Source organism: Magnetococcales bacterium, from assembly GCA_015228935.1.
GTDB lineage: Bacteria > Pseudomonadota > Magnetococcia > Magnetococcales > DC0425bin3 > HA3dbin3.
Window position 1 is genome coordinate 1 of sequence record JADGCO010000023.1, and the last position, 12,077, is coordinate 12,077.

The window sequence follows — 12,077 nt, forward strand, 5'->3', positions numbered from 1 at the left end:
CCTCCTGGCGGGGTTTGGGGCGGAGCCCCAATAAAATCTTTCTTTCCAATTTTTTATCCGATTAGGGCGGATCCCCAATAAAATCTTTCTTTCCAATTTTTTTGTCCGAGGATTAATGGACAGCCTCTGAATAAATTGTTCATTGATTGCAGGTTTGTATGAATTATGGTTCCTGATGCAGAGATATAAAGGAGAAAAACGTGAACTGGTACCTGACATGCTTAAAAAAATACGCCACATTCAGCGGAAGAGCCAGACGAAAAGAGTATTGGTATTTTACACTATTCAATATAATCATCATGTTTCTGCTCATGGCCGCCGACATGACAACAGGAAGCTTCAATCACGAAGCCGGCATGGGTTTGTTGGGGGGCGTCTATACACTGGCCACCTTTCTGCCTTCCCTGGCCGTTTCTGTTCGGAGACTCCACGATACCAACCGCAGCGGCTGGTGGTTGCTGATTGTTCTGATTCCGTTGCTTGGTGCCATTGCACTGATCATCTTCATGGTGCTGGACGGCAAGCCAGGGCAAAATCAGTATGGAGACAATCCAAAAGAGGCCATGCAGCAGGCTTGACCTGATCAATACATGCGTCGCGGGCAATAATCCCGCATCGGGCGCTTGTCAACGCTGCTTCAAAGAGGCCATGCAGCAGGCTTGACCTGATCAATACATGCGTCGCAGGCAATAATCCCGCATCGGGCGTTTGTCAACGCTGCTTCACGGTTGCGTCAACAACTCCCGATACAATTCAAGCAACCTGGCCGTCATCTGTTCGAGGGTCAGGGTCATGGCCATGGCGCGTGCCTGGATGCCCAAGGCATGGCGCAGAGCCGGGTCGAGCAGGGCATGCAGGTGTTCCAGCCAGGCATTTTGATCCAGGGCATCGGCCACGCGCCCGCCCTGACCCTGGCCGATCAGGTCCACGGTACCGCACTTGGTGGAGACCACCACCGGCAAACCGGCGGCCATGGCCTCCAGGGCCGCATTGGGAAACGGATCGTACAAGGCAGGCAGGACGAACAGATCGGCTGTGCCATAAAAGGGCCGTACATCCTGTTGCGGACCGAGCCAGCGGATACGCTCTCCCGAGGGGTGACCAGCGGCTCTATGTCGATAGCGCTTCAGGTGGCGTTCGTTGCCCACCACAAGCAACCAGACCGATTCAGGCAACAACGGAAATAATTTCAATAGATGATCCACCCCCTTGCGAAAATAACCGGAACCGACCAGCAATAGAACCACTGCCGTCTCGGGTATGGCGAGCGACTGGCGCATCTCCCGTCGATGCTGCACTTGCAAACCTGGATGAAAAAGGGTGCCATCCACGCCATTGGGAATGACCCACAATTGCCGGGCCGGAACCTGATAATGGGTGCGGATTTCATCCCGGACCATGGTGGAGTTGCAGATGACGGCTCGCAAACGGTGGCTGTGAAACAGGGCCGCCTCTGCCGCCAGCACCCGGCGATGAAAAGGCGAGAGGGAGGTCAACCAGTGGTCCCACGGCGAATGAACCCGGGCACGTTGCCGCAACCACTCCCGATGGACCCCATCTCCGGCCCGAAATATATCGCAGCAGGGAATCCGTTCATGGGATTGGACAAGATCGAAGGCTTCACGGGCAACCGTCTGGCAAACCCAGCGTGAAAATCGCCAATCGCGATGCCAGCGACCCCAGGTTTTGGCGGGGCAGGTCCGGATGGCGACCTGCCCGGTTGCGGCTGCCGGCCAGCTCCGGGTCAGGACAGTCAAGGCCAGATTTTCCTGCCCCAGGTGCTGAATGGCCCGTTCCAGAAAACGTTCCGCCCCCCCAAAAGGGGAATATTTCTGGCGAACCAAGGCCAGTGACAAGGGCCTTGATTGGTCATTGTCCATTGTTGCCTGCCTGCCCATTTTCAATAAGCCATATTGCCTCTGAGGACGATCCAGACGGTGCGGACAAGAATCCAGAGATCGAAGGTCAGGGACCAGCAGCGCAGATAGTCCAGATCGAACATGGTGCGGGCTTCCAGGTCACTGCTTTTGCGGATTTCGCCCCGGAATCCGTTGACCTGCGCCCAGCCGGTGATGCCTGGCTGCACTTTGTGGCGCAGCATGTAGCCCTTGATCAATTTACGAAACTCTTCATTGTGGGCCACGGCGTGGGGACGGGGTCCGACGACACTCATGCGGCCTTGCAGCACGTTGATGAATTGCAATATTTCATCCAGGGAGGAACGACGCAAAAATTTTCCGACTCGGGTGACACGCGGATCGTCCTGCGTGGCCTGTCTGACCACACCCCCATCTTCCAGCACCCGCATGGAACGAAATTTATAAACCGTGATCTCCTGCCCCCCATAACCATAACGGCGTTGGCGAAAAATGGCCGGACCTGACGGATCCTCCAGCTTGATGGCCAGGGCAATGATCAACATGACCGGAGCCAGAAGCAAAAGGGCCAATGAAGAAACAATGATATCGAAAAGGCGTTTTTTGATGGCATTCAGACCATAGAAGGGCGTTTCGCAGATGGCCACCACCGGCAAACCGTTGATGGTGTCGAAGCGGGCATCGACCAGGTCGTAGATGAACACATCGGGAAGAAAAAAGACCGATGCTGTCGTATCCGCCAAACTGTTTAAAAGATTGAAAATTCTCTCCTGCGTGGTGATCGGCAGGGAAACATAGATATAGCCGATATGATTCTTTTTGACAAACTCGACCAGGTCGTCCGTGCGTCCCAATAAAAATTTTTTATCGACATTCGGAAACCGCTCAATATCCCGATCTTCGAAAAAACCAACAAAACGTTTGCCCATAAGGGGATTGTTTTGAATCTCCCCGGCGAAACGCAGACCCACCATGGTGATGCCCACAATGACGACCGAATCCTCCCCTCTCTGGTGATGCTTGAAAAACCATTGCAACAGGTTTTGGATCAGAATCTGGCTCATCACCAGGGCCAGGGGAGCCACCACGGACCAGGTGAGGATCACATATTTGGAAAAATTCTGCTCGTATTCGCCCATCACCCACACGAGAAGCAGGAGGGTCAGGGTGATCATCCAGGCAGAAAGAATCCGTCGCAGTTTGTCGGCAATCAGGTCGAGAGTGGAGTGAGGCAGTTCCACATTGCGAAACATCAAAAACGACAGAATGGCCGCCAGGATGATGAAATTTCTCTGATAAGCGTTTATTTCATGGTGAAAATACCACGTCAATCCTGCCAGAGTGGCCGCATTCATCGAGGGGGCCAGCAGGGCTTTGGCAGCCAAGGTCGGCAACGGTGTGGTATCATGGCGAGGCAAGGCAAGGCTCCGATTCATGTTGAACGGTCAAAGAGGAGACGCCGGTAGTGATCGAGCATGGTCTCCCAGGAAAAATATTTCTGGACAGTGACACGCGCCCGGCTGCCTGTTTCACTACCCATTTTTCGGGCAACCTGCAACCGGTCCGTCAATGCTTCCACATCACCGGAAGGAAAAAGAAACCCGTCCACACCGGGGGTGATCATCTCCTCCGCACCCCCGGTCATGGCCAGAATGACCGGACACGCCATGGCCATGGCTTCCAGGGCGGCATTGGAAAAAGTTTCCACGGCGATGGATGGCAAGACAAACACATCCAGGGCGGCCAACAGGGGGCGTACATCTGCAATCCGTCCCGGCAAATGCAATAAACCTGCCAAACCTAACTGCCTGGCACGTTCTTCCAGAAATGGACGCTCCGCTCCCTCCCCGGCCATGAGCAGTTGAACCGACACACCCGTAGCCCGCAAGCGGGCTGCCGCGTCCAACAGTTGCCCCAAATTTTTTTCCGGTCGCAATTGGGCCACGCTGCCCATGACAAAATCATCGGGACCCAAACCAAAACCGGCGCGCAGTTCTGAACGCCGGGCAATAAACAGGGCCGGATCAAAATGGCTGGCGTCCACGCCGTTGTAGAGAGGTTCAGCATGCGGACCCGAAAGATGATACCGGGTCAGCCAATGGGCCATCTGACTGCGACAGCCGAACAGGAGATGATCGGCCCGTCGCAACAGGGGGGCATAGAACACCATTTTCAGGGCATCCCTGCGGCTGGAAAAGGTGCTGGTATTGAGGGCACAAAGCAGGCGTCGCCCGGGCAACCCCCACAAGGCACTGGCCGCATAAAGAACCGGGTAAAGATTGACACTCCAGACCGAGCCGATGTTCCCGGTCAAAAGACGCTGCCGCAAACGCCAGACGACGCGGGGATCGAATTTATGCTGCCGCGCCAGATGCAGAGGCGTGAGGGTACCCGTCAACAAGGGAGCCAGATCATGGGGCGGGTTGAGATAGGCCAATTCCACAGGCCACCCTTCCCGGGCCAGGGCCGCAGCCACCAGAACGCTCTTGCGTTCGGAACCACCTGTGGCCAGGGAGTTCAGCAACAGGAGAGCCGGTCGCGAAGAATATACGGTCATCCTTTATTCACCCCACCCATTCGGTTTATGATCCGTGTCCAAGGTTTCTTAGAGGCTGTCCATGAACTCTCGGATAAAAAAAATTGGTTCGTTTTTTTTTGAAATGAACAAGTTATCAGACAGCCTCTTACTGGATATTGTCCACAATATACGGCGAACTTCCACCGGAGTTGTGCTGCCCCGGGGCGCCAAGACAAGCAAGGACCCATGAAAATCGCCGTCGTGGGACTCAACCATCAAACCGCACCCGTCGCCTTGCGAGAAAGGGTGGCCTTCACTGCCGAGGCCCTTCCCGCGAGTCTGGCAGCCCTGGTTGCCCTGGATGGTGTCGCCGAAGGGGTGATTCTTTCCACCTGCAATCGGGTCGAAGTCTATCTGACCAGCCGGGAACCGGAAACGGCCATCGCCACGGTTCGGACCTGGCTTGCCACGACCCATCAGGTGGAAACTGAACAGCTCTCCCCCCATCTATACGCTTTTCAGGACCAGTTGGCCATTCGGCATGGCTATCGCGTCGCTGCCAGCCTGGACTCGCTCGTGGTCGGTGAACCCCAGATTCTCGGGCAGATGAAACAGGCCTACCACGATGCCGCCGAGGTCCGGGCCACGGGTCCCATCCTGAACAAATTTTTTCACCAGGCTTTCCGGGTGGCCAAACGGGTGCGCAGCGAAACCGCCATTGCCGAAAACGCGGTCTCGGTTGCCTATGCCGCCGTGGCACTGGCCCGTAAAATATTTGGCAGTCTCGAAGGCAAAAGCTGTCTGTTGATCGGGGCCGGGGAGATGTGCGAACTGGCCGCCCGCCACCTGGTAAGCAACGGCATTGCCCATGTCCTGGTGACCAACCGCACCCTGCAACGGGCTGAAAATCTGGCCACCGCCTTTGGCGGCCATGCCTTTCCTCTCGACAAACTGGCCGACAATCTCGACCGGGCCGATATCGTCATCTCCTCCACCGGCTCCACCGCCTATCTGGTCGATGGACCCATGGTCCGGGCCGCCCTGAAAAAACGTCGGCAACGGCCCATGTTTTTCATCGATATTGCCGTGCCCAGGGACCTTGATCCCCGGATTGCCGATGTGGACAGTGCCTTTCTCTATGACATGGACGACCTGAATCGCATTGTCGAACAAAATCGCCAGGAACGACACCAGGCCACCGAGGCTGCCGACCGCATCATCGACGCCGAGGTTCCAGTTTTTGCCGCCTGGCTTGACTCCCTGGGTGTGTTGCCGACCATCATTGCCTTGCGCCAGCGTCTGGAAGGAATTCGCGATGCCGAGGTGGCCCGCGTCACGGCCAAATGGCCGGGATTGACCGATCCGGACCGGCAGCGGGTCGAGGAGTTGGCCCGGCTTCTGGTCAACAAAATTTTGCATGCCCCCGTCAGCCGGCTGCGCCAGCTCGGTGCCCGGCGGGATGGGGATCTGTTTGTCGATGCTGCCCGCCAGATTTTTGATCTGGATCCCCTCTCTTCCACCAACGAAAGCACCGACACCCGGGAATAATCATGGCCCTGTTTGACCAATTGATCGTCATGGCACGGCGGCACGCCGAACTCGCCGACCGCCTCGGCCAACCCGCCACCATGGCCGATTCCTCCCTCTTTGCCCGTCTCAGCAAGGAGTTTTCCGAGCTGGATCCGGTGGTGGAGGGATGGCGGGAATATCAACGCCTGCAACAGGAAGCGCACGAAACAGAAGCCATGCTGGCCGATGCCACCGCCGATCCAGAGTTGCGCCAGATGGCTCGCGAAGAGGCCGATCTGCTCAAACATCGCCTGGATGACCATCTGGAACACCTGCGGCGCATGCTCATCCCCTCGGATCCCAATGACGAAAAAAACGTCATCCTGGAAATCCGTGCCGGAACAGGAGGCGAAGAGGCCGCCCTCTTTGCTGCCGACCTGTTGCGCATGTACACGCGCTTTACCGAATCACGCCACTGGCGGGTCGAACTCCTCTCGACCAGCCCCACCCCCCTGGGCGGATTCCGGGAAGTCATTGCCATGATTGTCGGACAACGGGCCTATTCCACGCTCAAGTTTGAATCCGGCGTGCATCGGGTCCAGCGGGTGCCCACCACCGAAGCCGGGGGACGCATCCATACTTCGGCCTGCACCGTGGCCATTCTTCCCGAGGCCAGCGCCGTCGATGTCACCGTGGATGACAAGGATTTGCGCATCGATGTCTATCGTTCTTCAGGCCCGGGAGGCCAAAGCGTCAACACCACCGATTCCGCAGTCCGCATCACCCATCTGCCCACCGGCCTGGTGGTGACCTGTCAGGACGAAAAATCCCAGCATAAAAACAAGGTCAAGGCCATGAAAGTCCTGACCGCCCGCCTCTATGACCGGGAACAGCAGGCTGCCGCCGATGAACGTTCCCAGCAACGCCGGACCCAGGTTGGCTCCGGAGACCGCTCCGAGCGCATTCGAACCTATAATTTTCCCCAAAACCGTCTCACCGATCACCGCATCAACCTGACCCTGCATAAACTGGATGCCGTTCTGGCCGGGGACCTGGCCGATGTGGTCAATGCCCTGGCCACCCATCATCAGGCCGAATTGTTGAGTCATCTGGGTGAAACAGAGTCCTGAACAGCGGCGGATGATTTCCTGTCACTGCCAACAATATGTCGCGTCAAAGACACCAGGACCCGGTCAACCACGGGTTGATTCCCCATGGATGCAAATAATATAATAAAAATATTATATTATTTGTCGTGCTTGTTTCTTGGATGGCGACCAACAAATCCAATGTACATTTTTCCTGGACCAGGTGCAGGGTCGTAATAGATCCTCCAGGGATTTCCAAGTTTCACGTGGTAGGTGAAAGTTCTTTTTATCCCGTCGGGACACAGATACGTTCTTTCTATTCCATACTTTACCTTGGCGGTTTGTCCTTCCGAGGTTGATCTGCACCCAAGGTCGGCAAGGTTGAAACCTCCAGACTTCCATGATTGACAATATTCCTCAAGGCAACGCAACCCGCGAAAAAATGTGGGTACAATATGAACCGGCAAGTTGCGCATGTGTTCATGGACAGCATCGCACAATGCAAGCGACGGGAAACAAGTTGGAAAACGCTCCAGGAGTTCCGCCCCATTGGCAACCGATTCCTTCAGGTTGCTGACGATCCAGTGGCTGTGTTCATTCTCGACATGGCAGGCAAGGCTGGCATGCCGAATATTCACCTTCCGTTCAAGAATGCTCCCATTCTCCTGCAATTCACGGAGGGTTGCTGGCAGGGAGGGTGATTTCCATAACGAGGATGACAACAAACTGACGGACAGACCATCAACCAGATAGGCCACTTTAAGACCTTCCGCCTTGTGATGATCAAAAAAGAGTTCACAATCATCGGCAAATTCCTGGGCATCAGGCAAACCATCCAAAAATGGCGCTCTGGTGGCAAGAGCTTTCAGGTATTGTTTTTCCTCCTTCCCAACATCAGGATCGTTCATCCACGTCCACCAGGAATATTTTTCGGCAAGCAGAGAATCCTTGAAGGCTTCTTTTGTGCGAAGCTGGCGAGGCACGCCATATTTGAAAGCCGACCGGAGCGTTTCCAAAAATGTCCTGACCCGGTTTCTGGCCTCTTCCCGGCTTGGAGCAAGAGCATCCATGGACAATTCATTCAAGACCAGATCCATCTGCATGCCTCCAGAACCAGTAGATCAACCGTGATCATTTGACGTGCCAGAATCATTCCATGCATCCGGGGTGGTCAAACCCCGAATGGATATACCAAACCCGGACGGCTGATCCACCGGTTTTCCGGATGTCAAAAGAGGCTTTCCAGGCTTTTTTCCCACTCATCAAAGAAACCATCTGGCCAATGATTGATACGACCATTTTTGTCAATCACAGGGGTTTCGATTTTGCTGCAAATGCGTCCATCCTTATCATCTCTGGAGAAAAAGAAAAAAGCCGCATCTGCGGGGGATAGAATACCTTGGCGTACTGCGATGCGAATGCCATTCAAGATATGATCACTGTGAGATTCGACGATCAGTTGAATACCAGCCGATGCTGCACGCGCCATCAGTTCACCCATTTTTGCCTGGCCTCTTGGATGGAGATGAGCTTCCGGATTTTCCAACAGAATGAGAGAACCGGATGATGAGGAAAGAATGGCAACAAGAATCGGAAGGACATAGGAGATTCCAAATCCAACACTTGCAGAACGGAATTCACCTGTTTTCTGGCGACTTCCGACAAAAGAAAAACCGAGTTTTATCAAATCCATATCTGCGTGAGGTGTCAGGTGAATTTCAACCCCTGGGCTGATTTCCCCCAACCATGCTTCTGTCTGGGCAAGCAGAGAGCCGGATCGTGCATTTTTGTGGGACAGCTCTGCCAACACTTTCTGATCGTGATAAATGTTCAAAAAATGTTCTGTGTATTCACCAACTGTTCCAAGTTGCCGCTGAACGCGGACATGCTGGTCCGACATGGGAAATGCATGGCGAGGACCGGTTCGTTCAGCTTGCAGATAATGAAATTTATCAGAAAAAAGTTTATATCCCAACAATTCCTCACGCGATGTATCCGGAGTTGAGCAGGGCTGTAAAAAATCCCGGGATTTGTCATACACATACTTGAATTCCGACAAGACTCCATTCTGACCGCCAAAACCGAACTCAATAATATCTTCCTTCGCATCTTCGAAAAAAACATCCTTTGCCGTTCCGAGTCGAACGAGGTTGCCGTTGAGTGCCAGACCCTGTCCTGGTGATATCCCCATTTCAAAAGACTGGCGAAACAACAACATTGCCTGCAACACAGACGATTTTCCTGTACCGTTGATTCCCGTCAGCAAATTCAGATTGCGGAAGTGAAATGTCTCCCGGTTGAAGCATTTAAAGTGACGAATCGTCAGATGGGTGGGCATCCAACACCTCCTGTATGATTTCCCGGATCCTTCTGAATCGCAGTTGAACACGGTTTCTGGAGCCTGTGCCCTGGGTGATGGAATCAAAAAACTCTTGCTCTTCCATGATTTTGAGAAATTTTTCGTTCAAAAGATTGTTTCGGTCCGTCAGAATCTGGACCTGATCATCCGACAAAGAGTCCAGATTGACTGACCATGCCTCGAATAATGATTTATTGATCGGAAAACCTTTATTTGATCCCCTAAATTGTTTACGGAACGCTTTTGGACCAAATATCTTTCGGGCAATTTTCATGGCACGAAGAAACCTATTTTTAAGAATAGAACGTTCCTGGTCTGTCAATTTGTTTATTTCAGCCATGGAATCGCTTAAAAATGTATCGAAATCCTTAATCCTGTTATCATAACTCTCGGGAGTGTTCCGAACAAAAGCAAAAAAACGCAACACATATTCACGATCTGCCATCCTCTCTTTTTCTTTTATCCTATCGCTGACAGCGAGGCAGAACTCTTCTGACTCGGCCATTTCTTTAAGAAGAGGATTGATCGGTCCTTGATTAAGTGCGTGTCGAATCTCCTGGGATGAGAGCGGCAATCCCCCTGTATTGATGCGTTTGAAAATATTAAATTTGACTCCGGAAGGCGTGCCTTTCTCAATCTTGTAAACCGTAACCTGTGTCTCTTCTATGCGCCTCTGAAAATTTCTGGGCAAATCCTTGAAACATTTATCTTCAAAATCTTTCAAAAATTCCAGACCTGAAAGCTTCATGGAATTATTTGAGCCATCCACCTGTTTGCCAATAATAAAATCACGCAACGTTGAAAGACGTTGCAAACCATCGATAACGACCCACTTGTCTTCGTTGGTGGCATCCATGTAAAAAGCGGGCAGGGGAATTCTAATCAGCAACGACTCGATCAATCTGCTTTTTGCACCAATCTTCCACACCTCGTTTCTTTGAAAATCCGGAGAAAGATCAATTTCGTTTTCCCGGATTCGTTTAACCAACGTATCAAGACTCATCTGTTGTGTCTCAATACGGATTTCAGATGGGTTGAATGGTTGGATTATTCCAACATCTTCAGGTTCGACTTCCTCGGCTGAATTTTCTTCGTCCTGCATGATATTCAAACCCGCTTATGGATAGTTATATCTGTATTCGCTGGCCTCAACAGCAGACCACCGCCGGATTATACCAAACGATAAGTTTTAGACTGTCCCTGGGAGCATAACAACTCGGACACCCCATGTCAAGCCACCATTGGAACTGCCAAAGTCCGTCCGGCATGGCCGGATCCACAACCCGCAATAACCCGCAATAACCGTTCCAAACCTGGGCCTTGATCATCGTTGGCTGCCCATGAATTTTCAGATAATAGGATTACACACTATTTTTCCTTGTCAAAGTAGCGAGATACGGCGTTTAAACACACGCTCTCAGACATCCTCCGGGAACCCTCCGGGACAACCTCTCAGGTAACACCCTTGCCGCGAAAAAAATCCCGGTATTGCATATCGGTGCGCGAGGAGTGGTTCAAGAGCCATTCGAGCAGAAAAAATTTCAAATCCACGGCAAATAAAATATTTTTTTCGCGGATCAGCTTGTTGCGAATCAATGAAAATTTGGTCAGCAGATCGTTGTGTTCGCGCCGATGGGCTTCGTATTCTGGATATTTGTGGCGCAACATCAGGGTTTCTTCACCCTGAAAATGGGATTGCCCGTACTCGCCCATGAAGCCGAGAAGGCGATTGATCGATTCCCAATCCCGAGAGGTTGGACGCCGCCGGTTCAATCCGTCGATCAATTCGTGAAACTCCAGGATATGATCCATGAGTTTCTGGTGGTCGCGGTTGAACTGGGCCACCCCCACATCCTGAAGCTGATTTTTCAATTTGGACCGGAATTGCGCCGGATTGAAGGAGTCGCTGGGCGTGGTCGCCGAGGAGGGCGATGGTATTGTTGATGAGGATTTTGTCGGTGACGGCATCGACCTGGCCTGGAGTCCCGGGAGGGACGCAGGTTGCACTCCCTGCTGAAAACGGGAATATTGCATATCGAGTGTATTGATGTGATCGAACAACCAGCCAACCACAAGAAAAAAAAGATCCATGATGTAGGAAACACCATCCGTATCTATTTGTTTTTTAATGGATTCCAGACGAACAACAAAATCCTTGTGCGCTTGTTGATGCTCTTTCAGATATGGATACTTGATGCGAAGCATCAAGGCTTCCTCTTCCTGAAAGTGGCGATTCGTATAAAGAAACAATTTTGCCAGAGAGGCGTTCAAATCCTGGATGTTGTTGGGCGTTGGCTTTCCCCTTTGAAAAATCTTGACCCTGTTGTAAAGGTCCGCCGTAATTTCTACCAATCCCATATGTTGTTGATGCATCTGTTCCGGTTTCACTTCCCGGAGACGCGCCATGAGATTGCCCCTGAAATTGTCAATGACCATATCCTGGGCAAGAGAGGATCCCAGATCAGGCGTGGGCGTGTTTCCAGGTACGGATGATTTTACTGTCAGGTTCTGTTCTCTGGCCATTCTGATTTCTCCAGAATCATTTGCAGAAGACAAAGACCGGGATGGGATCCCGGATGGCAGGAAAAGCCGGATTGCAATTCTTTATTGGGGGTAATGCCCGGGAAAAAGCCTTCAGAGGCTGTTTAATAATTTGTTAATTTCAAAAAAAAAAACGAATGAAAAACCGGGATGGAGGTCCAGGAGGAAGGGCTGTGCCCTTCCTC

The 12,077-nt window shown here is 52.5% G+C and carries 10 protein-coding genes; 3 read left to right on the forward strand and 7 right to left on the reverse strand.

Going from position 1 to position 12,077, the window contains the following annotated elements; all coding sequences use genetic code 11:
* Positions 1-200: 200 nt before the first annotated feature.
* Positions 201-578, forward strand: a complete 378-nt coding sequence (locus HQL65_07695; protein MBF0136107.1) for a DUF805 domain-containing protein — start codon at positions 201-203, stop codon at positions 576-578.
* 144 nt (positions 579-722) lie between these two features.
* Here the strand turns inward: HQL65_07695 and HQL65_07700 are convergent, their stop codons facing one another.
* From HQL65_07700 to HQL65_07710, 3 genes are all read right to left on the reverse strand, one after another.
* Positions 723-1,880 carry a glycosyltransferase family 4 protein gene (locus tag HQL65_07700; protein ID MBF0136108.1) on the reverse strand — a complete coding sequence of 386 codons (1,158 nt, stop codon included), beginning with the start codon at positions 1,878-1,880 and terminating at the stop codon, positions 723-725.
* A 20-nt stretch (positions 1,881-1,900) separates the two neighbouring features.
* Complete coding sequence (locus tag HQL65_07705; GenBank protein ID MBF0136109.1) at positions 1,901-3,232, reverse strand: undecaprenyl-phosphate glucose phosphotransferase; 1,332 nt, start codon at positions 3,230-3,232, stop codon at positions 1,901-1,903.
* Positions 3,233-3,309: 77 nt separating this feature from the next.
* On the reverse strand, positions 3,310-4,434 hold the full coding sequence (locus HQL65_07710; protein MBF0136110.1) for a glycosyltransferase family 4 protein: 1,125 nt from the start codon (positions 4,432-4,434) through the stop codon (positions 3,310-3,312).
* A 207-nt stretch (positions 4,435-4,641) separates the two neighbouring features.
* On the opposite strand from HQL65_07710, the gene HQL65_07715 reads away from it, so the two are divergent.
* Both HQL65_07715 and prfA read left to right on the forward strand, forming a co-directional pair.
* Complete coding sequence (locus HQL65_07715; protein ID MBF0136111.1) at positions 4,642-5,943, forward strand: glutamyl-tRNA reductase; 1,302 nt, start codon at positions 4,642-4,644, stop codon at positions 5,941-5,943.
* Between the two features lie 2 nt (positions 5,944-5,945).
* Positions 5,946-7,034 (forward strand): peptide chain release factor 1, encoded by a 1,089-nt coding sequence (gene prfA / locus HQL65_07720; GenBank protein MBF0136112.1) that lies wholly within the window; start codon positions 5,946-5,948, stop codon positions 7,032-7,034.
* 116 nt (positions 7,035-7,150) lie between these two features.
* Here the strand turns inward: prfA and HQL65_07725 are convergent, their stop codons facing one another.
* The 4 genes from HQL65_07725 to HQL65_07740 all read right to left on the reverse strand — a co-directional run bounded on the left by HQL65_07725 (position 7,151) and on the right by HQL65_07740 (position 11,874).
* On the reverse strand, positions 7,151-8,008 hold the full coding sequence (locus tag HQL65_07725; GenBank protein ID MBF0136113.1) for a hypothetical protein: 858 nt from the start codon (positions 8,006-8,008) through the stop codon (positions 7,151-7,153).
* Between the two features lie 212 nt (positions 8,009-8,220).
* Entirely contained in the window at positions 8,221-9,330 is a 1,110-nt protein-coding gene (locus HQL65_07730) for a DUF3696 domain-containing protein (GenBank protein MBF0136114.1), read from the reverse strand.
* Positions 9,299-10,453: a DUF262 domain-containing protein gene (locus HQL65_07735; GenBank protein ID MBF0136115.1), complete on the reverse strand. Its 1,155-nt coding sequence runs from the start codon at positions 10,451-10,453 to the stop codon at positions 9,299-9,301. Before HQL65_07735 ends, HQL65_07730 begins: the two co-directional genes overlap by 32 nt.
* A 350-nt stretch (positions 10,454-10,803) precedes the next feature.
* Complete coding sequence (locus HQL65_07740; GenBank protein MBF0136116.1) at positions 10,804-11,874, reverse strand: hemerythrin domain-containing protein; 1,071 nt, start codon at positions 11,872-11,874, stop codon at positions 10,804-10,806.
* Positions 11,875-12,077: the final 203 nt, after the last annotated feature.

What these genes read in the sequence shown, in the direction of transcription:
- HQL65_07715 (MBF0136111.1), top strand. Translation starts at nt 4,642, where the DNA reads ATGAAAATCGCCGTCGTGGGACTCAACCATCAAACCGCACCCGTCGCC.
- HQL65_07735 (MBF0136115.1), bottom strand. Translation starts at nt 10,453, where the DNA reads ATGCAGGACGAAGAAAATTCAGCCGAGGAAGTCGAACCTGAAGATGTT.
- HQL65_07700 (MBF0136108.1), bottom strand. Translation starts at nt 1,880, where the DNA reads ATGGACAATGACCAATCAAGGCCCTTGTCACTGGCCTTGGTTCGCCAG.
- HQL65_07740 (MBF0136116.1), bottom strand. Translation starts at nt 11,874, where the DNA reads ATGGCCAGAGAACAGAACCTGACAGTAAAATCATCCGTACCTGGAAAC.
- HQL65_07710 (MBF0136110.1), bottom strand. Translation starts at nt 4,434, where the DNA reads ATGACCGTATATTCTTCGCGACCGGCTCTCCTGTTGCTGAACTCCCTG.
- HQL65_07705 (MBF0136109.1), bottom strand. Translation starts at nt 3,232, where the DNA reads ATGAATGCGGCCACTCTGGCAGGATTGACGTGGTATTTTCACCATGAA.
- HQL65_07730 (MBF0136114.1), bottom strand. Translation starts at nt 9,330, where the DNA reads ATGCCCACCCATCTGACGATTCGTCACTTTAAATGCTTCAACCGGGAG.
- prfA (MBF0136112.1), top strand. Translation starts at nt 5,946, where the DNA reads ATGGCCCTGTTTGACCAATTGATCGTCATGGCACGGCGGCACGCCGAA.